The organism is Rheinheimera sp. SA_1 (assembly GCF_001669775.1).
In the GTDB taxonomy this organism is placed as follows: domain Bacteria; phylum Pseudomonadota; class Gammaproteobacteria; order Enterobacterales; family Alteromonadaceae; genus Pararheinheimera.
This window is the reverse complement of record NZ_LXWK01000017.1, coordinates 57,409-82,693: the sequence shown is the minus strand read 5'-3', so window position 1 is coordinate 82,693 and position 25,285 is coordinate 57,409. Positions and strand designations below refer to the sequence as shown.

Sequence of the window (25,285 nt, the reverse complement as noted above, 5' to 3'; positions counted from 1 at the left end):
TGATCCCGGCTTTTTGATTTCTGCGTATTCAGCATTTTCGACATGCTCAATATTTGCGATACTGCGTCGTACTTGCGCTTCGTTCGAATAAAAAGGCAGATATTTTATGATGTTACAAATTCCGGAATTTCTGAGCAAAGCCGAAGTTGCCCAGATGCGGCAATTGCTGGCGGTTGGCGAGTGGGGCGATGGCCGGGCGACGGTCGGGCCGCAAGGCGCGCAGGTCAAACAAAATCGTCAACTGCCTGTCGACAGTCCGCTGGCACGCCAGCTCGGCGAATATATTCTGCAAAAATTGTATCAACATCCGCAGTTTTTAACGGTAGCGCTGCCTTATCGCACTGTGCCGCCGCTGTTTAACAGTTATAGCGGAGGGGAGCATTATGGTTTGCATGTCGATGGCGCGATCCGGATTTTGCCCGGCAGCACTTTAAGTTTACGCACCGATGTATCGTCCACGTTATTTCTGACCGATCCTGACGACTACGATGGTGGTGAGTTGCAGGTGCTCGACACTTACGGCGCGCATGAAGTGAAACTCCCGGCCGGTGATTTAATTGTTTATCCATCAAGCAGCCTGCATCAGGTAAAACCAGTGACGCGCGGCGAAAGGGTGTGTAGCTTTTTCTGGACCCAAAGTATCGTGAAAGACGATCAACAACGCGCGATGTTATTCGAGCTGGATCGCACTATTCAACAGCTGCGCCAGCAAGTCGGTGACAGCAGCGAAGTACTAAGCCTCACTGGTCACTACCACAATCTGTTACGACAATGGGCACAACTGTAAATTATAGGGTCAGAGTCAATTGTTAACAACATCTGTTAACAATTGACTCTGACCCCGAAGTTAACAATACGCTAGAGTTTTACTTTGTCAGCTTCGTTGAGGATTAACAGCGGCACCTGGCCTTGTGGTTGATCTTTCAGCCGTTGTTGCATCGTAAGCAACCGTTGTAGCGGGGCGTGAGTGCTGTGGTCGCCCATTTTCCAGCTAGCGTTGCCATAACCCCAGGGGGATCATCAGTTTGCAACCCAAATCTACGGCCGCACTCAGCGCATCTTCTGGCGTGTTGTGAACATACCGATACCAATCACCATCGGTGTCGTGGTAGTAAGAAGCTATGGGTAACAAACAAATATCAATGTCGCCATATTTCTGTTGAATGTCAGCAAAGTGCTGCGAATAGCCTGTATCTCCGGCGAAAAACAACTTCTTGTCGTTGAATTCCAGCAACCAGCCATTCCAGGAACTGTCACCGAAATCTTCATATAAAAACGGCACCCAGATGCGGTTGCTAAAGTGATGTGCCGGCAGCGCTTGCACCTTCAACGCACCAAGCTGCAACTGGCTATACCAGGCCATTTCGGTGATTTGCAGTTGTTGTTGTGGCAAATGGTCGGCCACTGCCAGCGGCACCAGATATTTTGGCTTCGGGCCCAACCGCTTTATATCTACTTTATTCAAGTGATCATAATGAATATGCGAATACAACATTGCATCCCAAGAGCTACCCAGGCTGCTGGAGCCACTTCCTGTGAGTCATGAATGCTCGCCCCGTAATCCAATGCTGATGGCGCTGGTTTTTAATCGCCGCAGCGGCAGATAATGCGCGATTACGCCACAGAGCGTCACCAGCAACAAGGCCAGACCGTAGATCGCCAGACTGAACAAGGTGAGCACATCAAGGCCCGGCAGCAACTGAGGTTGCTGTTGCACGATAAACCAGCCAGCGCCAAGCAGCAGGCTACTCAGTAATATTGCGCCTGCCAGTAGCTGCAGGTATTCGCCGCCGGATTCACGCAGAATGTGCCTGAATTGGGCGCCCAGCGCCAGCTTGATACTAAACTCGCTATGTCTTAATTGCAGGTTGTATTGCATCACGCCAATCAGGCCGATACCGGACAGCAACACGGTAAAGAGCGCCAGGGCGATAGCACCCAACAGCAGTAGGGTTTTCGGCAAAAACAGCGCATTGACTTGATCAGATAACAAACCAAACCGGGTCAGCGCAAACTGTGGATGCGCTTGTTGCAAAGTCCGGATCATCTGCTCCTGACTGAAGGTCGCACCGGGTTCGAGTTTTATCAACAGCCATAACGCAGTGCCTAAATTCGTCATATAAAACCGCGGTGGTGTTACCGCAAGACCAGGCAACTGGATATCTTCGGTGACGCCAACAATGGTAAACGGCTGTTTTTCCATATCCAGCTGCAGCCGTCGTCCCAGCACTTGTTGCAAAACAGCGGTCTGTTGCTGTGGGTTCGTTAGCTGCGGATTTCCCAGCAGTTGTAGTGCAAAGGTGCGGTTAATCACCATATGGGGCGAATGGGCTTTGCGGATATCTGCAGCGGTAAAACCATGACCGGCCAGCAATGGCTGCCCGGCTACCTGAAAATAATGCTGATCCACATTGCGGTGGATGGGATAAAAGCGCCGCTCTGTGCCTAATGCTGCACCCGTGGCCGAGCCCACTTCAGTGGTGGCCATCTGGAAACGATCGACCAGCGGATTAAAGGCAAAACTGACACCGGCAATCCCCGGCTGTTGCCGCAGCTGCTCAGCCATCTCAGCGACTTTCGGGGCGTAACTGTCCCAGCCTTGCCAATCGAGGGTAGCCACCGAAAATTCGACCTGCAACAGATCCTGACTGGTTAAACCGAGCGGTCGCTGCAGTTTGTGCCAGGCATCCTGCACCACCAGGCTGCTGATAAATACCAGCACAATGGCGCAGCTTAATTGCAGCAAAATAAAACTACGGCGAAACAGCGCCGGGATCTGCACCCCGGCACCTTTGCCACTGCTTTGCAGCGCCAGACTCAGTTGATGATATCGCACGGATTGTAGCGATAAAATTGCAATCAGCAGTGCCAGTAGCACAGCCAACAGCAAGGCACTGCCAAAGCTAAACAATGACAAGCCAAGCTCGCTGCTGCGTGGGAACATGCTGCCAAACCAATGTGTTAAGCCATAAAAGCCGCCGTGTGCCAACACCAGCGCAAAGCCCGCTGAGAGCAGCATCAACAGCAAAGCCTCGGCAAACAGTTGCTGTCCAAGCTGGCTGCGACGTGCGCCTAGCGCGGCCCGGATCGCCAGTTGTTTTTGCAGCAGCATCAGCCGCGATAAAAACAAATTCAGAATATTGGTGGTGGCAATGGCTAACAGTCCGACACCACCGAGCAGCAGTAAACCGAGTAAAGCGCTACTACCACTGCCAATCAACTGCTGCACCGACTGCAATTGCAGATGTAAAGTCCAACCGGCGAAATTCGCTTCGCCCGCCAGTTGTTCTGCCAGCTGTTGTTGCGCCAGCGGCGTTATGCTCGCCAGCCATTGCTGCAACGCGGCCGGTTCGCCTTTGAGCAGCAAAAAGCTCTGCTCATCCGCCAATTGCCAGCTGCCTTTAAAGGCGGCATTGTTGTAATCCCAGGGCAACCACAGATCAACCGGCGGTAATTGCGAGCGTAGTTGCGGTGGTACAAAGGACTTCGAAAGCACACCCAACACCGGATGCGAGACGCCGTTGATGGTGATGTGCTGACTCAGCACGTCAGGTCTTTGCTGGAATAATGCTTGCCAGGCCTGATAGCTTAAGATCACCCCAGGGTTCATTGCTCCCGGCAATTGCGCATCGGTAAAACCATGCCCCAGCAGCAACGGCATACCGAGCATGTTTTGCAGCTCTGGTGTGGCATAAGCGGCACTCAGCCGTGGCTGCGCCGGATCTGACATCACAATTTCCTGCTCCAGATGTAATAAAGCCTGGGTCATTGGAGATCGGGTTGGCGCTTGCGCTGTAGCCGTTGACTGCCATTGTTGTCCTTGCCGGTAAAGCAGCTCTGCCGCCGGATGCAGCATCGCTGATGATTGCAATTTAGCCGCTGCATCCAATCGTTGATATTGCAGCAGATGCAGCTGTTCCGACTGTGGATAAGGCAACGGCTTGAACAGTACTTGCCAGCCAAGACTCAACACCCATAAAAACACGCCACTGGCGATGCCCATGGTCAGCACGACGGTTAGAACGAAGCTTTTATCTCGCCATAACGAGCCGGTGCTTTGACGGAACCAGTGGTAAAGTGACATCTAAATTTCTCCTTTGCTTATTGTGCCGTGCTTATTGCGCTGCGGTTATTGCGTCGTCGTGCCACGCAAGGCGTGCACCACCGGCCTGGTTAATAACGGCCGCATGCAGCCAACGACAATCAGCGTTGTGAGTAGCAGCACCGTCGATAGCGCTAATATCGCATTCAGCGGGGCTATTTGTAGCTGCCCGGCAAAATCAAAGGACCAACCAAAATTGAGGCTCAGCTGCAAAGCGCTATAACCAACCGTCAGCACCAACACCGCCCATAACAAGGGTTTTAAACTGTCCAGTAACGTCAACTGCAGCAAATGTTGTGGTCTTGCGCCCAGTGATTGGCGCACTGCCAGTTCATATTGGCGTAACTGAATTTGCGTGCGAATGACCGCAAAAATGCCAAGGCCAGCCAGCGCTAACGCCAGTAACGACAAACCGGCAGTCACCACTGTTGCCACTTTGGCATCCTGGGTATGGCTGGCAAAAATTTCAGCACTGGAGTGAAAACGGAATACTTTCAGCTGTGGATGTACTTGCGCCAACGCCTGATTCACCAGCTCACGGCTGAGGCTTTGGCCATCGGGCAACCTGACCAGCAAATGTGGAAAGGCAGTTGGTGTCGCTGGGGTGTAAACCGCGGCGCTATCGGCATGACCGGGCAGGATCAGATCGCTGACCACACCAATGATCCGGCTCGGCGAGGTGGCGCCGCGCAGGTACAACGGTTTGTCCAGCATGGTACGAATGGGATCATTGCCCGTGGTATCAACACCTGCACTCACACCTGTACTCACACCTGTACTGATATTTGCCGCCAGCTTTCGGGCCAGGCTTTGGCTGATCAGCACCACACTTTCCTGATTTTGTATTTGTTGCCGGCTGAATGTCTCGCCACTTTTTAAGGTAAGTCCGAGCGCAGTCAGATATGCAGCGTCACCGTTATACCGATAGGTTGGCGCAGGTGCGGATTGATCGGCGTGCTGACTGACCGATGACATGGGAAACCCGGCTTGCCAGAAGGAGATTGGCGGGTAACCACCTACACCAACCAGTTGTGCGTTGCTTTGCGCTTTTACCGCTTCGGCGGCCTGCACAAACAACTGCCGACGTTCTTCATTTTGTGAGCTTGCCAGTAACGAGCCTTGCGTCAGCGCCACCTGATAGGTTTGTAAATCAAGCCCGGATGGCTGGCGCAGCTTGGCCAGCGCCTGCACAAAAATCTGACTGCAGTAAATTAGGGTCACCAGACAAAACAGCGTTTGCGACATCAACAGCAATTGGCGGGTGCGTCCGGATACTTGCACCGCCGAACCTTTACCACTTTGCTGCAGGCTTTGTTGCAGCTGGCGGTAATTCAGCTGCCGGGTCAGCCACAGCGCCAGCGTCAGGCAAAGCACAAGCAACAGGGCAATGGCGAACAGTACGCTCAAAGTGCCACTGCCAAGCTCCTGCAATCGTGGCAACGGCCCGGCATAACCTGCTTGTAAGCTCTGATAACAAGCTTCTGCCACACTCAGGCACAACAACAATGCCGGAATGGCCAGCACCGAAAACTCCAGCAGATATTGACGAAACAGATGCGACGCCCTGGCACCCAATGCTATGCGGATGGTCAGCGATCTTTGCTGAGCCATCGCGCGACCAAGCACCAGATTGGCAATATTGGCGATGGCAATGGCGCACAGCAGCAGACTGCCCGCCAATAAGCTCAGACTAAGACCGGCGGCATCGCCCAAAATCCGGCTGCGCACCGGCTCAAGGCGCCAGCGCACAGTGCTATTTTTCAAAAAAGCATTGCTCTGATTGGCTGCGGCAAATTCCGGTGCCGCCCATTGTTCAAAGCTATGCGCTAACCTTTGCGCTAACTGCTGTGGATTGGCACCAGCTTTGAGTTTTAATAGCAGATGGATCTGATTACTGCTAAAACTCCAGTTGAGCGTACCGACATCGTTAAAGTCGTAGCTAAGCCAAAGATCGGTCGACCAGCCTGGCGCGGCCAGTACCGGCTCGACAAAACGCTCAGCGAGCACGCCAACCACCGAAAAAGACACGCCGCGAAATTGCAGCGTTTTACCAAGTACCGCCGGGTCACCAGCAAAATGCTGTTGCCAGACCTGATAACTCAGCACCGCCACCGGCACCTGACTGTCCAACCCTTCTTTTTGGCTGAAGTGGCGGCCAAGCGCCAGTGGCGCGTCAAACATCGGCAAATATTCCGGGGTGATATAACCGATGTTAAAGGACGGGTTGCCGGGCAAATTTTGCGCTACATCAATACCGATATTGTGCAGCGCTTTGCTGTCCACTTCCGGCCAGTTTTTGCGGTAAACATCCAGCTGCCCTTGCGCCGGCAGCCATTCGGCGGCGACCTGTTTATCTTGCTGCCACTGACTTCCGCGCACTAACTGCAGCCGCTCGGCATCCGGGTAGGGCAGCGGTGCCATAAATAGCTGATAATTTAAGTTAAAAGTGGCAACCAAGGCACCCAACGTCAGGCCGAGAGTTAAAATAATGGTCAGCGCATACAGCTGCTGTCGGCGCAGCAAAAGTGATGCCGTCTGAAACAAGCAATGAAGTGAAAAACGCAGCATATTATTGTCCTTGTAATGCATAGATGGCTGGCTTGCGGATAATGTCCCAGACCGAAAGCAGCGAGGTGACTGTGGTGATCAGCACTATCAGCAGCAAAGGTAGGGCAAAACCACCGGCCGACAGCTCAATCACCAATGTTGTGTGTTGCAAACCTAACCAAAGCGCGACCAGCAGCAATGCCGCCACCACTAAACCAGCAGCAACAGGTTTAAGATTCTCGCTCAGTAACTGGCGCAAAATAGTGGTGGGACGGGCGCCAATCGCCATTCGCACTCCCAGCTCAAACCGGCGCAGTTGTACGCTGTAACTCAACACGCCATAAGTGCCGATAGTGGCAAGTACAAAGCTGATAAGCACCAATGAGGTGGTGATAGCTGCGGCCAGCGAACTGCGGAGTAGTACCTGATTGGCATTGTGTTCGATACTATAGATGTCCAGAGTGCGTAACTGAGGCGATACCTGTTGTAACAAGGCATTCAGGGCTTTTTTGTCAATCTGCCTGCCGGGTTTGAGTTGCAACAACAGGTTGTCAGCAGCTCTTGGGCTATAACTGCGATAGGGCAATTCATCAACGCCGCTGGCCGCAGGCAAAAAACGGTTGGCGGTCACGCCAATGATCTCGAATGCCTGGTTGTTGCCACTGCCGTACAGACGTTGACCCAGCACCTTGCCATCCGGGCTCAGTTGCTCTGCCAGCGCCTGGTTTATAATCAGCACGGGTGTCTGGCTGGCTACTTCTTGCGCGGTAAAATTGCGCCCTTGCAGCAGCGGCATGTCAAACATTGGCAAATAGTGCTGATCGGTGCGAGTTTCACGCGTTTCCAACCGGGTCTGTTGCTGGTTTGCTTGACGCAGATAAGCGGCAAAACCAGCGGAAACTCCGTTAAAACCAACAGGCGCATTGGTACTGAGAGATGCATCGGCAATGGCCGGATGTTGTAGTAACAAGTCGCGAATTTGCAGCAGTTCGGCACCGCGTTGCCTTTCTTGTGCCGCGCGCACTTCACTGGTTACATTGGCCGGGTTGGCAGCGATATCTTCCAGCAAAACCTGATAGCGGTCAGCCGTGGCAAAACCAATCTGCTGACGTAACTGCGCCAGTGATTGTGATAACACCTGACAGGCACATACCAACAACATTGCCGCTAACATCACCTGCGCTGAAATCAGCAACTGGCGGATGCGGCTGCTGATTTGCACGCCACTGCCTTTGCCACTACTTTGCAGGTTTTGTTGTAGTACGCGGTAATTTAACTGGCGGCTAATCAGTTGTGCAAAACCCAGCGTCAGCAGCAGGCTGATGGCCATCGCAAACAACATCGTTGGCAAGTTGAAGCCAAGCTCCTGTAGCCGGGGCAAGGTAGTGGTGGCGTACCATTGCAGTAACACATACGCCAGCTGTGCGATGGCAAAAGCCAGCAGTAGCGCAGCTGTCATCAAAACGCATAACTCTGCGAACACATTCGCCAATAGATGATGGCGCTGCGCCCCAAGTGCGGCCTGGATGGTCATAGTGCGCTGTTGCCTGGCGGCACGCGATAAAATCAGATTGGTGATATTGGCGCTGGCAATCAGCAATAACACCAGGCTGCCTGCCAGCATCCATAACGTTGCCTGCCGACTATCGCCTTCCAGCACTTGCCGTAGCGGCGTGGCATGAAAACGGACACTAAATTTTGGACCGCCTTGATTCGCTGCACTGCGTGCCTGCTGAAACAAGGCATCCAGTTGTGGCCGTACTTCCAGCTCAAAAGCCAGACGGTCGTTGGCATTTTTCAGCTGCGCCAGATAATACAGATTGCGGCTCAGCCCGCTTGGGCTGAGCAGTTGAAAGCCGCCATTAAAATCCCACGGTAGCCAGACATCATGCACAGTGTCCGGGCCAAATAGTTTTGGCTCAGCAAAGTTGGCGGCGGCAATACCCACCACGGTAAAAGCAATCTGACCGATTTGAATTTTTTGACCAAGCAGCGCTGGATCAGCGTTGTATTGGCTTCGCCACAACCGTTCACTGATCACTGCGACCGGCTGTTGGCTGCCGACGTCTTCCTCGCGGCTAAAAGCGCGGCCATGTAACAGCGGCATCTGATACATCCGCATATAACCTGGCGTGGTGTACACCAGTGGAATGCTGGGTGAGTGCGGCAGGTCGCGCAGCGTGGCAAAATCAGAATTGCCATAAAGTGCCTGATCGCTAAGTTTATCTGACGATTGCTGGTAGATTTGCGTGATGACTTTGGGCGTCGCCACCGGCCTATTGATGGAACCATCCGGTTTTAACCAGGCAGCTGTAGCGGCTATCAACCGAGCTTCTTCCGGATAAGGCAGCGGCGCCGCCAAAATTTGGAAATTGAGGTTAAACATTGCCACCAAAGTGCCGAGCGTCAGGCCCAGCGTCAGCACCACAGTAACGGCGTAGCCTTTGGCTTTACTCAGGGCATAAAGGGCTGTGGTGAAATCTTTGCTGGAAATCATCGGCCTATCCTTGTCTTGGGTTTTCAGTTGCTGATGGATCTTGTGGCTTTGGCCATAGCGCGGCTGCCGTGAGCAATACTGCTGGCAACAGCAGGCCATGCAGCAGCAACAGTTGATAACCAATGATCATGGTGCGACTTGCCGTAATGGGGCTGCGTGTTGCTGATCCACAGATGCTTGTTGCAGCAATGGCGTGCCGTCGGCATCCAGAATACGACCATCCAACAAATGCAGCTTTCGACTGGCCATATCGGCGAACCGAGGGTCGTGCGTCACCATACATAGGGTGGTGCCGTTGTTGTTCAGCTCACAGAGCATATCCATCACCGCGTCGCCATTCCTGGAATCGAGGTTACCGGTTGGTTCATCGACCAGTAGCAGGGCGGGCGAACCCACCAGTGCGCGGGCGATGGCGATGCGTTGTTGCTGACCACCTGATAACTGGTTCGGCCGGTGTCCGGCTCTATGCGTCATATCCACGGTTTTCAGGCAAGCCATCACCCGCGCTTCCAGCTCGGCTTTGGGTACAGCTTGACGGCGATACCGCAGTGGTAACGCGACATTGTCAAACACCGTCAGTTCGTCAATTAAGTTAAATGACTGAAAGATAAAGCCAATTTTTTCGTTGCGAATATAGGCCGCTTCACTGAGGCTGAGGCCACTGACTTCTTTGCCTTCAATCTGATAACTGCCGCCGCTTGGCATATCCAGCAATCCCAACAACGAGAGTAAAGTGGACTTACCACAGCCGGACGGGCCGCAAATCGACACAAAATCGCCGGCATAAATCGCCAAATCGATGCCGCGCAAGGCATGGGTTTCCATTTCGTCAGTGGCGTAGACTTTGGTGATGCCTTGCATATTGATTTTTTGTTCGCGCATGATCATTCCTTTGGAAAATGTGAAGCAAATTATTGCAACAGATGGATGCTGTCAGCATCGCGGTACAGCGTCATATCGGACAGCACCAGCTGTTCACCCACCGCAGCACCTTGCTGGATTTGTAAAAAACGACCTGCTTCTTCGCCAAATTGCAGTGAAGTGGCAGTTAAATTCTGGCCATCAGCGGAAAGCTTAAATAACGAACCGGCGCTGTGGCTTTGTAAATTGACTGGCCGCTCGACGTACAGCGTATCGCTGAGCGCTGCAGTAAAAATCTGCGCGTCGATGTTTAGTTCCGGCCGCGCGGAGGTCGGCACCGCTTCGGTGAACTGCAGTTCTACTTCGATGGTGCCTTCAACCACTTGTGGCGTGACCCGGCTGACAATAGCGTCGGCTTGTTCGCGTCTGGTATTAATGCGGGCTTTTTGCCCTGGTTGAATTTGCTCAGCTTTACTTTGTGACACCCGCACCAACGCGACTAAATCGGCGGTACTGCCGACCAGCGCCAGTTCTTGTCCAGCGGTGACGCTTTGGCCCAGCTCGACCGGTAACCGTTGCAATACGCCTGCAATACCAGCACGTACCGTCAGCCGCTCCAGCCGTTGCCGAAGTTGTGACTCGCGGGAAATCGCCTGGTTTAATTGCTCTTGCGAAATGGTCAGCGCTTCCTGATTGACCAACTGCAATTGTTTTAGCCGGTCTTTTTGCAGTTCGACTTGCTCTGCCAGTTGGGCTTTTTGCAGCACCGTGGTTTGAAAACTCAGTTGCGACACAATACCTTTTTTCGCCATATCTTCCTCCGCAGTATGGCGCAGGGCAACCATTTGATAGTTGGCGTTGAGCTCAGCAAAACGGCCTTCTTCGGTTAGATATTCTCGCTGATTGGTCAGTTGTTGGCGGCGTAAATTGGCGCGCTCCTGACTGGTCGCCATACTGGCGGCTTCGATATCTTGTAATAACTCCGGGTCACTAAGCCGCAAAATCACATCGTCGGCTTTGACTACAGCACCTGGTTTTAACACCACTTCTTCCACGGTCGCGGCTGATAAAGCACTGATTAGTTTTTGTTTATCGGAGCGCAATACGCCGTAACCATCGACCGTCACCTGCAAATCGCCGCGTTTCACTTCGCCGAACAGCAGCTGGGACTTTTCTATTTTGTAGCGGTGGGTAGGGGAGGCGACTAAAGTGCCAACCAACACCAGCGAGCCTGCTGCAACCAGCAACACCCATGGCTTTTTCCAGGGGGTTTTTGTTTTGGCTTTTTGTACGTCCATCTGGCTAAACCTTTATTGCTGAACAGAAAACTACGTCGCAGTATGGCTTTAGAATTTGCATAAAATGGCCAAGAGGCTGCGTTCTGCTCTAGTAAAAGCAATGCCTGTGCCAATGGTTAAATGTTTGATATTTAAGGTTATATGTTGGAGTGTGGCCTTGCCGAAGTTCAGTGCCGTCCGATTCCGGACGCATTATTCCGAAACCGGACGGATAAAGTGATAAAAGGGGGCGGAATTTATTGTTTATAATACTCCGTCCCTTTCTCATGGTTTAACAAAATCCGCGCACAGGCGCCAATTTTGCCATCGTTTCTGTTATGCAGCTTTAATTCACCGCCGATCCGTCCGATGATTTGCTGGCACAGCACTAAGCCAATGCCTTGGCCCTGCGGTTTAGTGGTGTAAAAGGGAACGAATAAATCCTGCGGATTGGCAATGCCCTGACCCCGGTCGAGCAAGCAGATGTCGATATGATCGTCAGTCTGACGGAAGCTCAATTCAATAGTGCCAATCGGGCTGCCAGCTTCAATAGCGTTTTTCAGCAGATTAATCAGCACCTGTTGTAGCAGCATACCGTCGCTGCAGAATTCCAGTTCTTCGCCGCTGGCTTGTATCAGCTGTTCTTTAAACAACAATTGCAACGCTGTCACCAACCGACTGGCATGCAGCTGTTGGCGCTGGACCAATAGCGGTTTGTTGAGCTCACTGTAGCGGCTGACAAAATCCTGTAGATGCTGACTACGCTGGCTAATGAGGTCTAAAGCTTCCTGCTCACGCCCGGCCGGCAGTTTGCTTTTCAGATACTCAGATAACGCCAACACCGGTGTTAACGAGTTACGAATTTCATGGCTGAGCACCCGGATCAGCTGTTGCCAGGCCTGTAGTTCGGTTTCCCGCAGTGCTGCCTGAATATTGATAAACACCAGTAGCTGATGCCGCTGACCTTGATCCAAAAACCGACTATGACGGATTTGCCATTGCCGCTGCCGATCCTGGTCGACAAAATGCCAGTTTGGTTCGCTGGATAGCCCGAGTAAAGCGGCCGAAGCATGGCGTAAACTCTGCCAGGGCCGACCAAATAAATGGTTAAATTCACTATTGGCGTAGCTGAGTTGTTGTTTGTGATCAACCACTAAAATTGGCGTATTTAGCTGGTCGATTAACCGATATAGCAAAAACTGCTGTTCATCGAAAAAACTTTTCCGTTGTTGTAGTTGCTCTCCCAACTGATGTAGCTGGTTTTGAAAAGTGGCGGCGATACCGCTTTGAAAAGCCGGTTTAGCCTGTAGGCTGTAGTCTTGATTCTGCAAAGCTTCCAACTGCACGCTGGCGCGATTAAAAGCAGCTAACACTCGTTTGCGGGCAAGATATTGCTGGCGGTTCAGTAAATACCACAGCAAAGTCAGTAACAGCCACAGCCACCAATGTGGCCAAATCCAGCTTGCCAATAATACCAGCGTGGTACTTATCAGTAGCAATAACCAATAAAACCAAAGGGTACTGGCTTCAACCGATTGAGAAAACAGTGATTTAGAATTCCAGGCCATATTTTTCCAAGCGGCGATACAATGACGATTTGGTGATGCCAAGCACGTCGGCGGTTTTTTGTTTATTACCCTGACAATACTCCAGCGCTTGCCGGATCAACTGTAATTCAGCTTGCTCTAGCGTCATCATCGGCAATTTCTGTAACTCCGGCACTGTAGCTGGCCCTTGCATCGACCCGGCAGCGAACTCAGCCATCACCGTGCGTGGCAAAGCCAGGTCAGTGAGCTCAATGACGGTGTTCTGAGATAGCAGCACTGCGCGTTCGATCAGATGGCTCAACTCCCGGATATTGCCGGGCCAGCTGTAAGTTTGCAGTTGTTTTTCAGCTGCGGCTGACAATCGCAGTGCCGTTTTCTGATAACGTAGTCCGTGTTTTTGCAGGAAAAAACGTACCAACGGCACTACATCTTCTGGCCGCTCCCGCAAGGCAGGTACCCGAAATTCCAGCGTATTCAGCCGGTAATATAAATCCTGACGAAACAACCCATCACTGATTAACTGCGCAAAGTTGCCATTGCTGGCGCTGAGTAACCGTACATCACTTTGTTCGGTGACACTGGAACCCAGTACTTCGTAATGCCCCGATTCCAGCACCCGCAATAATTTTGCTTGTTGTGGCAACGGCAAACTGGCGATTTCATCGAGAAATAATGAACCGCTCTGTGCCAGGGTAAAACGGCCGGTACGCTGTTCTTTGGCGTCGGTAAAAGCGCCTTTTTTATGACCGAACATTTCGCTTTCAAACAAAGTTTCTGGGATCGCCCCCATATTGACGCTGACTAGTGGCGCCGCTTTGCGACTGGAGTGACGATGAATAAACTGTGCCAGCTGGCTTTTACCGGTGCCATTTTCGCCGGTGAGCAGAATATTGGCATCGCTGGCAGCAACCGCCTGCAATTGTTGTATCAGCCGTTGCATGCTGGCACTTTGCCACACCAGTTCAGGTTCGCTGTCGTGTAAGGCTGAACTCAGCTGCTGGTTTTTTTGCTGCAGGTTTTTTAGCTTTAGTTGCTGGGAAATTACTTGCACTAAGCGTTGGTTTTGCCAGGGTTTTTCGATGAAGTCACCGGCGCCCAGCTGCATTGCCTGAACTACAAGCTGGGTATTCGACCAGGCGGTCATGGCGACCACCGGAATATTGTGCGGTTGTTGTTGCAACCAGCGCAAAAATCGTAAGCCTTCGTCACCAGAAGTGGTATCCAGCGCAAAATTCATATCCAGCAGAATTAAAGCAGCAGAGCGCTGTTGCAGATAGTCGATAGCTTGAGTGGGATTTTCTAGCTCCATGATGCTAAAACCATGATCTTCCAGAATAAAACGCGCACTTAGCCGCACTTCTCGATTATCTTCAATTAATAAAATCAGTGGCTTGGTCATTAGCGCTCCTTGTGTTTGCAAAGCATCTTAATCGCGCGCAGGGGCTTGGCTCAAGCAAAGACTGCCGGTTTTGAAACAAACTGAAATACTTTGTAAATATTTTGCTTTGGTAATTTCACCCTGCTCTGTCATTCTGCTATCTGGTGAAATTCCATCGACGCTTGTGCGCGAGTTGCGATCGGCATTTATTGACCATACAGCATATTTTTTGTCGTCACTTCAAAAAGCAGCCAGGAAGAAGCATGTTAGAAATCAAAAATTTATCAAAAACTTACGGCAATGGCGTCAAAGCATTGGCCGATGTCAGCCTGAATATTCCAAAAGGAATGTATGGTTTGCTGGGACCGAATGGTGCTGGTAAGTCGAGCCTGATGCGAACCATCGCCACTCTACAAAGCGCCGATGCCGGCACCATCAATTTTGATGGTATTGATGTTTTACAAAACCCGAACGCACTGCGCCGTACTTTGGGCTATCTGCCGCAGGATTTTAATGTTTATCCAAGGATCAGCGCTTTTGATTTACTCGATCATCTGGCCGTTCTCAAAGGTTTATCCGAGAAAAAATCCCGACATGAAACGGTGAATGCGTTACTGGCGCATACCAATTTATTTCAACATAAAGACAAAGCCGTTAGCAGCTTCTCTGGTGGGATGCGCCAGCGTTTTGGTATCGCGCAGGCGTTGCTAGGCGACCCGAAACTGTTAATTGTTGACGAACCAACCGCGGGTCTGGATCCGGAAGAGCGCAACAGATTTCACAATTTACTGGTGAGTCTGGGTGAAGAAAAAGTCATTATTTTATCCACCCATATCGTTGATGACGTGGCTGAACTTTGCCCGCAAATGGCGGTATTGGCCGGTGGTCAAATATTATTGCAAGGCGAGCCATTAAAACTGGTGGACGAACTGCAAGGTCAGGTCTGGAGCAAAACAGTGTCGCAAGCTGAAGCGGTCGAGCTGGAGCAGCAATTACCGGTGATTTCCAAACGCTTGTTTGCTGGCCGGACTGTGCTGAATGTGTTTGCGATTTCGCAACCACAAGGATTTGACGCGGCGCCAGCCGGGCTGGAAGACGTGTATTTCTCCACTTTGTTTAATTCACGTCAGCGGCAGTCTGCCTGAGGAATTCACCATGTTTTGGCAACTTATCCGCTTTGAATGGCGTTATTACCTGCGCCAGCCATCGTTTTATGTGACGTCCTTGTTGTTCTTTTTGATGACGTTTTTTGCTGCTTCGTCTGAATCTGTGCAGATCGGCGGTGGTGGTGAAGTCTGGGGCAATGGTCCTTTTGCCATTAGCCAGACTTTGTTGATCATGTCGATTTTTTCAATGTTTTTGGTGGTAAATTTTGTCGGTAGTACTGCACTTCGCAATAATGCCAGCCAAATGGAAGAACTGGTGTACAGCAAGCCGCTGGTCAGCTGGCAATATCAGTTGGGGCGGTTTATCGGCTCTTATGCTGTGGTGGCATTGGTATTTGCCTGTGTCCCGCTTGGTATTTTAATTGGATCACTGATGCCTTGGGTGGATCAGGAACGCTTTGGCCCAACGGTGCTGACGTATTATCTGCAAGCATTTTTGATGTTTTCGCTGCCGACCTTGTTTGTGTTGTCGGCGCTGTTTTTTGCAATTGCCAACAAATTCCGTTCGATGATGGCGATGTATCTGGTGGCCGTGGCGGTCTTTGTGTTTTATGTGATCGCCGGAAATTTCAGCCGCGAACCCTCTTACCGGACTTTAGCTGCATTGTTAGATCCGTTCGGCTTGCGAACCTTTGGTGATATCGCCAGATACTGGACCATCCACGATAAAAACAGCCAGTTGCTCAGTTTCAGCGGTGTACTGCTTTACAACCGCCTGATTTGGATCAGTGTTGGTGTGGTGCTGTTATTGGCTTTTGGCGGGGTATTTGGCAAATTGACGCTGGCAGCCAAAGCGGCCGGTAAAAAGGCCAAAGCAGCGCTGGTAGTGCCGGAATTCGGCTTGTCGGTGCTGAAAACTGCTGCTGGAAAATCTTCGTTCTGGCAACAGTTTTTGTTACGTACCGGCTTTGAAATGCGTCAGGTATTTTTCAGCATGCCGTTTATTATTCTGGGTTTGTTCTGCATTTTTAATCTGATCGCGCCACTGATCGACCCACAAGGATTTTACGGTACGCCTGATTGGCCGCTGACCCAAACCATGGTGAACGTGATCACTGATTCGACCGGTTTGTTATTTATCATCATCACCATTTATTACTGTGCCGAGGTGGTCTGGCGCGAACGGTCCTCCGGTATCGGCGACATCGTCGACAGTCTGCCGGTGTCGAATATGGTGTTCTGGTTGTCAAAACTGACGGCGGTCTGGTTGTTGATGGCTGCGCTGTATGGCGTATTTATGCTGACAACTGTTAGCTATCAATTACTGAATGGCATGCAGACTCTGGATATCAGCCAGTATCTGATCCGGCTTGCATATTTCCAGTTGTTGCCGTCAATGATGCTGGTGGTGTTGGCCTTTGTTATTCAGGTGTTGAGTCCGAATAAATACATCGGGATGCTCATTTTTGTGGTGTATTTTGTCACCACATTAGTGCTGGATTCGTGGGGCTTTAGTCATCGGATGTACCATTTTGGCTTCTCGCCCTCAGCACCATTTTCCGACTTAAACCGCTTTGGCTGGACCTTAGAAAGCCACAGCTGGTACATGCTGTATTGGGCCGGACTGGTATTGGGAATGTTTGTGTTGGGTTACGGTTTTTATCAGCGTGGTCCGGCGCAAAGTCTGCAAACCCGTGGCCGGTTATTCCGCTACCAAATTGGTTTGAATGGTCAGTTGGCCATCGTGTTGGGGTTTGCGCTGTTTGTTGGTTCCGGTAGCTGGATTTATTACAACACCCGGGTGTTAAACCAGTTTTCCACCGCTGAACAGCAGATGGACATCCAGGCCGATTATGAAAAAATGCTGAAAAAACATCAGGATGACCCAATTCTGGTCGCCTCCGATGTCAAAGCCACTGTCGATATCGTACCGGAACAACGGTTGGTGCGGGCGACTGTGGTGCAGCAAATGAGTAACAAGTTCAGTACGCCGATCAGTAAAATGCTGGTGCATCTGCCGGAATACAGCCGTGAGGTCACAATTAAAGTACCAGGCGGAACTTTGTCGGCGGTGGATCCACGTTTTAATACCGCTTGGCTGGAATTTGCGACGCCATTGGCGCCGGGGGCTGTGACGACGGTTGAGATCAGTTTAGTGCGGCAGACCCAGGGTTTTGTTGACAGTAATGTCGATACTTCTTTGGTAGAAAACGGCACTTTTATCAATAATTCATCGTTGTTACCGCAGTTTGGTTATCAGCCAGGTATGGAGTTGCAAGCGAGACATGAGCGCAGCAAACGTGATTTAGCGCCTGTCCAGCGAGCCTTTAAACTTGAAGACAGCAGTCGCTATAACGAAAGCGGTTTTGGCCGTGGCGAAGACTTTATTCAGTTTGAAATGACGGTCTCCACAGCGCCGGATCAAATCGCAATTGCACCGGGTTACCTGCAAAAAGAATGGCTGGAAAATGGCAGAAAGTACTTCCATTACAAGATGGATAAGCCGATGTTTAACTTCTATTCGTTTTTATCAGCTCGGCTGGCGGTGAAAAAAGAGCTGTATAAAGGCGTGTCGATGGAAGTGTACTACCATCCGGATCACCACTGGAACGTCGACCGGATGCTGATGTCGCTGAAAGATTCACTGGATTATTTCAATGATGCTTTTGGTCCTTACCAGCATCAACAGTTACGGATTATTGAGTTTCCTGGCTATCGTAGTTTTGCCCAGGCTTTTGCCAATACTGTGCCTTTTTCCGAGCAAATTGGCTTTATCAGCGACTTGCGCGATGACGACGAAATTGACATGCCTTATTACGTGACTGCGCATGAAATGGCGCATCAGTGGTGGGGCCATCAGGTCGGGAGCGCCAATGTGCAGGGCAGTGCGGTAATCCCGGAAACGCTGGCGCAATACAGTGCACTGCGGGTGATGGAACGCAAGTATGGCGAAGTAAAACTGCGTAAATTCCTGAAATATGAACTTGATCGTTATCTGCGTGATCGTGGCGGCGAGCAAGTGGAAGAAATGCCGTTGTTACGGGCGGAAAATCAGGGATATATCCATTACCGCAAAGGTTCAGTGGTGATGATGTCACTGAAAGATCGGTTGGGCGTTGCCGTGCTGGACCAGAACCTGAAGAACTTTCTGCAGGAATTCCAGTATAAACAAACGCCATATCCAACCACGCTGGATTTGGTCCGGCACTTAAAAGCGGGCGTGAACGAGCAGGATCAGGCATTTATTGACGACCTATTTGTCAATATCACCCTGTACGACTTGCGGTTAAAAGACGTGAAACGCGAAGAGCTGCCGGATGGCCAAGTTAAACTAAGTCTGACCATTCATGCGGCCAAACTGACTGCCGATGGTAAAGGTGTAGAGACTGAACAGCCGTTGTCAGAACTGATTGATATTGGTGTGTTTGATCTGGATCCGGATGAGTTTGCTGAGCAGCCTAAGCAGCTGTATAACCAGAAACATCTGCTAAAAAGCGGTGAAAACAAACTGGAAATTATTGTCAGTAAAGACGCGAAGTTTGTTGGGGTGGATCCGCTGATTAAGCTGATTGACCGTGACGCAGCGGACAATATTTATAAGTTGTAGTTAGTTCGTAATGAATGAAAAAAGCCGGTGGCGCGCAAGCAATGCCGGCTTTTTCTTTGGTGTTTAGCTAATTGCTCGTTCGAACATGCGGCCGTCGGAACCAAAAAAATAGGCTGTTATTTTGTGACTGCTTTCGCTTGCTCCAGCTCTTGCCAGGCCTGACTGCCCCACAGCGGTACTGTGGTCAGCGAGTGTTTGTCACTGCCGGCACTTTCTTTAGTTGAATAGGACAAATACACCAAAGTCTTGTTATCAGCATCAAAAATCCTGCGAATTTTCAGGTGCTTAAACAAAATACTTTTTGAGGTGGAGAAAATCACTTCCCCGGATTTGGATTTATCAATTTTACTCAGCATCGCCGCGGTTATTTCGCCGGTCTGGCGGCAGGCAATCGACATATCCGATGGATCAGCTAAATCGAGATTGGCTTCAACATGGCTGATATGGCAGGTGACACCAGCAATTGCCGGGTCGTTAAAGGTCTGAATTTTAATATCTTTGGTAGTAAAAAGCCCCAGGCTGACGTCGCCGACTTCTTTGGGTGAACAGCCACTTAGTAGCAGGGCAAACACAGTGGCAACTGGCAGCAATGCTGTCTTGGTGCTGATTGCGGCACGGGTTGATATTTTCATCGGCTACTCCTTGTTTAAAACAGCATAAATAATAAAAGTATAGGCTAAACAGTATGTTAAGTGGTGTGAGTTACCATTTGGCGTAATGATCTTCCGCCAATCCCAGACATTGCTTCAGTTGCAGCACCTGACCATCGCGTAAGCGGATCTCACCCTGATAATGACCGACATACTGGCGAAAATTACTGGCCAGCAAACCAGCCTGCACTTTTTCCTGCCGGCAAAATAATGGCGTGAAGTCGAGTGTCAGTTCATCACATAAAGTGCGGATCTGCCAGCGACTCTCTTGGTTGTAACGATTAAACTGAAATTGTGCCGGACTCAGGTGCTGAATTTTTCCATCAAGCCAAAGCGCATTTTCACAAAGACCAGTTTCATTGACACCAGCTGCCAGATTAAGGCCAAAGGGTTGGGCCTCCAGCAACGTATTGATGGAGGCCCAACGCCAATTGGTTTGACGGCGCATAAAACCAGCAGAAAAATCGTAACCGGCGCGCGCTTGTTGGAGTGGAAAATTTTTCCCGGCCAACGACAGTTGACCGGTAACTGGCAGTGCATTGTTTTTTTCGGTGTAGGTAAAACCCTGATATCCGGTTGGTGCGCATAACGCCAGCGGCGGTTGTTGCTGTTTGTGCAGCAGCAGATTGGCTTGCAACGGGCCACAATCAACCTGCAACTGCCAGCTGTCGGTCGCTGGCTCAATGCTCCAGCGGGTTTTGCCAGCATGTAAAGTGGCAACACCAGCAATCGGAGAAACGCTCATTTGACAACCAAACTGCAGTGGTAACAACAAACCTTTTTCAAAGATTGCGCTATCTGCTTGATATAAATAAGCAAAACCGGAACTAGCGTAACGAATATCAGCAATCGCGACAGCCAGCAGCCAGCCGTCACCGCTGACAGTGACAAACTGAAACTGCTTTTGTGCGAAAAACCGCGCCAGTTTGCCGGCTGGTTGATCGAGCACGGTGCGGTAATCAAATTGGCTGAAATTAAGCTGCGGCACCGATTGTTCAAAAAGCCCAAACTGTGGTTGTCCAGACGGATCAATCAATTGCTGTGGTGTTTGGCTGATACGGGGCAAATAACTAAAAGACATTGGGTTGACTCAGGCGACAACAATGCAGATTTTATAACAGTTTTTACAGGTCAGACCAAGAGGCGATGAAGGTAGATTTGTTAATCACGGGGTCAGAGTCAATTGTTAACAGAAATCTGTTAACAATTGACTCTGACCCCGTTGTTTACATTTGTTAGTGACCGTGGCCAGCGTGACCGTCGATACCATGGGCATGACCATGTGCCAGCTCATCTTCGGTGGCGTCGCGCACCAGCAGAATTTCAACGGCGAAAGTTAAATCGATACCTGATAACGGGTGATTACCATCCACCACCACTTCGTCTTCAGTTACATCTAATACAATCACCGATTGCTCACGACCATCCGGGCCAGCGGCACGAAAACGCATACCGATTTCTACTTCCATGCCTTCGAACAGCTGACGTGGCACGGCCTGGGTCAATTCTTCATGGCGATCGCCATAAGCTTCTGCTGCCGGCACTTCCACTGCAAATTTGTCACCGGCTTGTTTGCCAACCAGGGCATTTTCCAGGCCAATGATCAGCGAGCCGCTACCGTGAATAAATACCAATGGCTCGCCGCCAAAAGAGCTGTCGAGTTCGTTGCCTGCAGCGTCGCTGACGCTATAGTGCATGGCAACGACTTTGTCGGATTGAATGGTCATGCAAACCTCAATTTAATTTAAAGAATAAGGGAGGGAGTTGACTCTGAATTGTGTGTCAGGGTCACTGGCCAGCCGTAAATGGTCTTCTGGACTGATGTCATTTGGCAATACGGCCAACACGGACAACTCACCATGGATATTCACTGCGTTGATGACAACACCGCTGCGTCGCCAGTTCTGCTCCAATTGTACTTCAATATCGCTGCCTGCTGCCGGAGTTTCTTCACTCTGGGCGGTCAGAATATAAGTCGCCCGTTTATTTTTACCCAGATATTTCATCCGTGCCACCATTTCCTGCCCGATATAACAGCCTTTGCTGAAACTAATACCGTCGATGGCCTGTAAGTTAAGGTTTTGCGGCACATACTCGCCAATGATCGCCTGCTCCAGATAGGGCAAACCATGCAGAATATGCTGTTGTAAAAAGCGGGTAGGTGCGGCAAGTAGCGTGCTTTGCTGTTGGATTAAAGTGCGAGCGGCATCAACCGTGAGTACCAGCAGATAATGCTGTGGTGCTAATGCTAATAATTGGCCGCCGGTCAAAGCAGTGACAGAGCCGGTCGTTGGCGCAGCAGCCAAACCTAAAGTGGGTAATAAACGGTCCGCAGCCGTGCCGCTGACGCCCAGCACTGCCAGAGTGTCTGCGGTATCAGTAAAACTGACTTTGGAAAACACCCCAAATTTTTTCAGCTGCAGCAAGGACGCCTGAATTTCATCGCGAAACCCTAACATCAGTAAATCATCACCCGCTTGCAGTAAATGAAAAGTCGCCCACATTTTGCCTTTGGCGTCGCAGTGCGCGCCGCGCAGGAAGGATTCAGGTTGCAGACTGTTCACATCACAAGTGAGCTGCCCTTGCAGATACTTTTTTTGATCAGGGCCACTGATCCGAATCACCGAAAAAGCCGGTAATGGACTGATAAATGCCTGTTCGGCATCGTTTGATAATTGTGCCAGTTGATCAGCACTGATCCAGGAACTTTGCATAAGGTGTTTCGCTTTCAACCCAAATATTCAGATCATTGGGTGAAACATAGAAAAGCACAACCCCAGACCGGGTTATTTGTTAGAATATTCCGACGTTCACCAAGAGAGTTTGTAATGCCAGAATTAATGTCCAAACCGAAATTACGCTGGGCCTGTCGCCGTGGCATGCTGGAGCTGGATATCCTGTTGGCTCCTTTTGTCGAAGATGGCTATGACGCGCTGAGTCTTGAACAAAAACAAGTATTTGAACAACTTCTCGCCAGCGACGACCCGGATTTATTTGCCTGGTTTATGGGGCATGGCAAAGCGGCCGATCCGGCCATCCAAAGTCTGGTAGAAACCATTGTCCGGCGTGTACGCGTCTAGTCTGGCGCTGCGGCCATCACGCTGGCGGCATCTCGCTTACAGTGGCGGCTTGCTGTTAATTTTTACGTCGGTGCTGGTATTGCCAGTGACCGGCTGGTGGTTATGGTTGAGCAGTGTACCAATGCTGGCGGCCTGTTATTTGCTGCTGCAACAGTGGCAACAAACGCTGACCATCACCATGCTGTCGATAGCTAATACCGGCGAATTGCGCTGGCTTGGCGATCCATTACCGCCAGGTATTTTACTGCCGCAAAGTCTGATTTGCAGCTGGGGAATTTGGTTGTATTGGCAGGATGCGCAGCACAACATTCACCAGCGCTGGCTTTATCAGGATAATTTCAGCATTGCCGATTTTCGGGTGTTGGCCCGGCATTGCCAGTTAATACGCTGGCAGCAGCGCATAGCAGTTTAAGTCTTGTTGTTCTGCAAACTTATCGTTATATTCCGCTTTCCTTAATTTAACCTTTTGTGACCAGCTACTGCTGGCGATGCTGTGGTTCTGATGAATTTAATTGAATGGATTGGCTATATTCCGGCGGTGATTTTCCCGGCGGCAACCTTAATGCAACTGTGGCATTTATTAAAAACCAAAACTTCGGCAGGGGTGCCGGCATTTACCTGGCTGGCATTCGCCGTTGGTAATCTGTCGTTGTATGTTTATGCAGAAAAATATACTGAGCTGCAGTCGATTATCGGCCAGCTGGCCACTGCAGCTTTACAAATTTATGTGGTGTTTCTGATTTTTAAATATCGGAAAAACACAGTTAAATGATGCAATTAGCTCCGGAGTGGTGGTGTTAACACCGTCGGTGTTGGCAGCGGATCCAGCTCCGGATAATCGAGCGTATAATGCAGGCCGCGGCTTTCTTTTCTGTCCATTGCACAGCGAATAATCAGCTCTGCGACCATCGTCAGGTTGCGAAGTTCCAGCAGATTATTGCTCACTCTGAAGTGGCGGTAATACTCTTCGATTTCCCGTTGCAACAGCTCGACCCGGTGTAACGCCCGCTCCAGCCGTTTGGTGGTGCGGACGATACCGACAAAATCCCACATAAATAATCGTAGTTCATGCCAGTTGTGGGTAATGACCACTTCTTCGTCGGAATTACTGACCCGGCTTTCGTCCCATTGCGGCAATTTCGGCGTCGCGGAATTCGTAGCAAGGTTATCCAGAATATGCCGGGCGGCACTTTGCGCAAACACCACACATTCCAGCAATGAATTACTGGCCATCCGGTTGGCACCATGTAGCCCGGTATAAGCCACTTCACCGATAGCATATAAATTGGCAATATCGGTCTGACCGTTGAGATTGGTCATCACGCCGCCACAGGTGTAATGCGCAGCAGGCACCACTGGGATCGGCTGTTTGGTGATATCAATACCGACACTTAAGCATTTGGCGTAAATAGTCGGAAAGTGTTCAATAATAAAGTCTTTTGGCTTATGGCTGATGTTCAGATAAACACAAGCAACGCCTAAACGTTTCATTTCAAAATCAATAGCACGGGCGACAATATCCCGTGGCGCCAGCTCGGCACGCTCGTCAAAGTCCGGCATAAAACGGCTGCCATCAGGGCGCTGTAAATAGGCGCCTTCGCCGCGCATTGCTTCGGTAATTAAATAATTCTGCGCTTCAGGGTGGTAAAGACTGGTTGGGTGGAATTGATTAAATTCCATATTAGCGACCCGGCAACCGGCACGCCATGCCATCGCTATCCCATCGCCGCTGGCGACATCCGGATTACTGGTATACAAATAAACTTTACTGGCACCACCAGTGGCAAGGGCGACAAAGCGCGCGCCAATCACTTCAACCCGCTCAGAATTGCGGTTCCAGACATAAGCGCCGTGGCAATGTTGGCCAGGCAGACCCAGTTTTTCGGCTGTGATTAAATCGACCGCATTGTAGTTTTCCAGCAAGCGGATATTCGGATGGGATTTCACCTGGTCAACTAAGGTTATTTGCACCGCGCGGCCAGTGGCATCGGCAGCGTGTAAAATGCGGCGATGGCTATGACCCCCTTCGCGGGTTAAGTGGTATTTCAGTACACCATCTTCGTCGCGATATTGGTCAAAAGGTACACCCTGAGCAATCAGCCATTCCATCGCGGTTTTGGCATGTTCAGCGGTGAACTGCACGGCAGCTTCGTCACAAAGCCCGGCACCGGCAATTAAAGTGTCACTGACATGGGAGTCAATGCTGTCGTTTTCGTCGAAGACTGCGGCAATACCACCTTGCGCATACAAGGTTGAACCTTCGCGCAGTGGGCCTTTACTAAGGACAATAACCTGCAGCTGATCGGCCAGCTGCAACGCCAGCGATAAACCGGCCGCGCCGCTACCGATAATTAAAACGTCACATTGATGTTCTTTTTGCTGTTGCATGCGATACACTTATCCGACAAAAACCAGTTCTGACGATGACGAATCCACTAAATTTTCGTCCGGTTGAACGGCGTGATACCCGCCGCAGTCCTCAGCTTTATGACATTCAGTGCGGCCAAGATCAATCTATTGTAACTTTTTTATCTATTAAACCGAACTTTTTCATTCCGGCTTCGTCATATGGTTACGTTTGACAAGAGCCGGTTGCAATTTTAGGCAGTAAGCACAACAGGGGACAAGCTCGG

The 25,285-nt window shown here is 50.6% G+C and carries 20 protein-coding genes; 6 read left to right on the top strand and 14 right to left on the bottom strand.

Annotated elements, in window-relative coordinates; translation table 11 throughout:
- Window positions 1-106 precede the first annotated feature (106 nt).
- Window positions 107-787, top strand: coding sequence for a Fe2+-dependent dioxygenase (locus A5320_RS15965; protein WP_068067086.1), 681 nt, complete (start codon window positions 107-109; stop codon window positions 785-787).
- 71 nt (window positions 788-858) lie between these two features.
- Here the strand turns inward: A5320_RS15965 and A5320_RS22380 are convergent, their stop codons facing one another.
- From A5320_RS22380 to A5320_RS15925, 9 genes are all read right to left on the bottom strand, one after another.
- Window positions 859-984 (bottom strand): hypothetical protein, encoded by a 126-nt coding sequence (locus A5320_RS22380; protein WP_269454652.1) that lies wholly within the window; start codon window positions 982-984, stop codon window positions 859-861.
- A 7-nt stretch (window positions 985-991) separates the two neighbouring features.
- Window positions 992-1,495 carry an MBL fold metallo-hydrolase gene (locus A5320_RS15960; RefSeq protein ID WP_068067083.1) on the bottom strand — a complete coding sequence of 168 codons (504 nt, stop codon included), beginning with the start codon at window positions 1,493-1,495 and terminating at the stop codon, window positions 992-994.
- A 45-nt stretch (window positions 1,496-1,540) separates the two neighbouring features.
- Window positions 1,541-4,084, bottom strand: a complete 2,544-nt coding sequence (locus A5320_RS15955; protein WP_068067080.1) for an ABC transporter permease — start codon at window positions 4,082-4,084, stop codon at window positions 1,541-1,543.
- Between the two features lie 45 nt (window positions 4,085-4,129).
- The gene (locus tag A5320_RS15950) at window positions 4,130-6,670 is read right to left on the bottom strand and encodes an ABC transporter permease (protein ID WP_068067077.1); all 2,541 of its coding nucleotides are present in this window, start codon (window positions 6,668-6,670) and stop codon (window positions 4,130-4,132) included.
- Window position 6,671: 1 nt separating this feature from the next.
- Window positions 6,672-9,146: an ABC transporter permease gene (locus A5320_RS15945; protein WP_068067071.1), complete on the bottom strand. Its 2,475-nt coding sequence runs from the start codon at window positions 9,144-9,146 to the stop codon at window positions 6,672-6,674.
- A gap of 126 nt (window positions 9,147-9,272) precedes the next feature.
- On the bottom strand, window positions 9,273-10,028 hold the full coding sequence (locus A5320_RS15940; protein ID WP_068067066.1) for an ABC transporter ATP-binding protein: 756 nt from the start codon (window positions 10,026-10,028) through the stop codon (window positions 9,273-9,275).
- A gap of 29 nt (window positions 10,029-10,057) precedes the next feature.
- Complete coding sequence (locus A5320_RS15935) at window positions 10,058-11,305, bottom strand: HlyD family secretion protein (protein WP_068067064.1); 1,248 nt, start codon at window positions 11,303-11,305, stop codon at window positions 10,058-10,060.
- 236 nt (window positions 11,306-11,541) lie between these two features.
- Window positions 11,542-12,852, bottom strand: a complete 1,311-nt coding sequence (locus A5320_RS15930; protein WP_068067061.1) for a sensor histidine kinase — start codon at window positions 12,850-12,852, stop codon at window positions 11,542-11,544.
- On the bottom strand, window positions 12,836-14,230 hold the full coding sequence (locus A5320_RS15925; RefSeq protein WP_068067058.1) for a sigma-54-dependent transcriptional regulator: 1,395 nt from the start codon (window positions 14,228-14,230) through the stop codon (window positions 12,836-12,838). The genes A5320_RS15930 and A5320_RS15925 overlap by 17 nt, the downstream gene beginning before the upstream one ends.
- Window positions 14,231-14,472: 242 nt before the next feature.
- Between A5320_RS15925 and A5320_RS15920 the strand changes: the two genes are divergently transcribed.
- Together A5320_RS15920 and A5320_RS15915 are read left to right on the top strand one after the other, a co-directional pair.
- A complete protein-coding gene (locus A5320_RS15920; protein ID WP_068067055.1) occupies window positions 14,473-15,354 on the top strand; it encodes an ABC transporter ATP-binding protein in 882 nt (293 codons plus the stop codon).
- A 10-nt stretch (window positions 15,355-15,364) separates the two neighbouring features.
- Window positions 15,365-18,922: an ABC transporter permease/M1 family aminopeptidase gene (locus A5320_RS15915; RefSeq protein WP_068067050.1), complete on the top strand. Its 3,558-nt coding sequence runs from the start codon at window positions 15,365-15,367 to the stop codon at window positions 18,920-18,922.
- 116 nt (window positions 18,923-19,038) lie between these two features.
- On the opposite strand, the gene A5320_RS15910 is transcribed toward A5320_RS15915, so the two are convergent.
- The 4 genes from A5320_RS15910 to ygfZ all read right to left on the bottom strand — a co-directional run bounded on the left by A5320_RS15910 (window position 19,039) and on the right by ygfZ (window position 22,286).
- Complete coding sequence (locus A5320_RS15910; RefSeq protein ID WP_068067049.1) at window positions 19,039-19,554, bottom strand: CreA family protein; 516 nt, start codon at window positions 19,552-19,554, stop codon at window positions 19,039-19,041.
- 70 nt (window positions 19,555-19,624) lie between these two features.
- On the bottom strand, window positions 19,625-20,653 hold the full coding sequence (locus A5320_RS15905; protein WP_068067047.1) for a DUF2804 domain-containing protein: 1,029 nt from the start codon (window positions 20,651-20,653) through the stop codon (window positions 19,625-19,627).
- Between the two features lie 154 nt (window positions 20,654-20,807).
- Window positions 20,808-21,299 (bottom strand): FKBP-type peptidyl-prolyl cis-trans isomerase, encoded by a 492-nt coding sequence (locus A5320_RS15900; protein ID WP_068067044.1) that lies wholly within the window; start codon window positions 21,297-21,299, stop codon window positions 20,808-20,810.
- Between the two features lie 12 nt (window positions 21,300-21,311).
- Complete coding sequence (gene ygfZ, locus A5320_RS15895) at window positions 21,312-22,286, bottom strand: tRNA-modifying protein YgfZ (RefSeq protein ID WP_068067041.1); 975 nt, start codon at window positions 22,284-22,286, stop codon at window positions 21,312-21,314.
- 114 nt (window positions 22,287-22,400) lie between these two features.
- On the opposite strand from ygfZ, the gene A5320_RS15890 reads away from it, so the two are divergent.
- From A5320_RS15890 to A5320_RS15880, 3 genes are all read left to right on the top strand, one after another.
- Entirely contained in the window at window positions 22,401-22,652 is a 252-nt protein-coding gene (locus A5320_RS15890) for an FAD assembly factor SdhE (RefSeq protein ID WP_068067038.1), read from the top strand.
- The gene (locus A5320_RS15885; protein ID WP_068067035.1) at window positions 22,639-23,064 is read left to right on the top strand and encodes a protein YgfX; all 426 of its coding nucleotides are present in this window, start codon (window positions 22,639-22,641) and stop codon (window positions 23,062-23,064) included. The genes A5320_RS15890 and A5320_RS15885 overlap by 14 nt, the downstream gene beginning before the upstream one ends.
- A gap of 90 nt (window positions 23,065-23,154) precedes the next feature.
- A complete protein-coding gene (locus tag A5320_RS15880) occupies window positions 23,155-23,424 on the top strand; it encodes a hypothetical protein (protein ID WP_068067032.1) in 270 nt (89 codons plus the stop codon).
- 5 nt (window positions 23,425-23,429) lie between these two features.
- Here A5320_RS15880 and nadB read toward each other — a convergent pair whose 3' ends face one another.
- Window positions 23,430-25,040, bottom strand: coding sequence for an L-aspartate oxidase (nadB, locus tag A5320_RS15875; protein WP_068067030.1), 1,611 nt, complete (start codon window positions 25,038-25,040; stop codon window positions 23,430-23,432).
- Window positions 25,041-25,285: the final 245 nt, after the last annotated feature.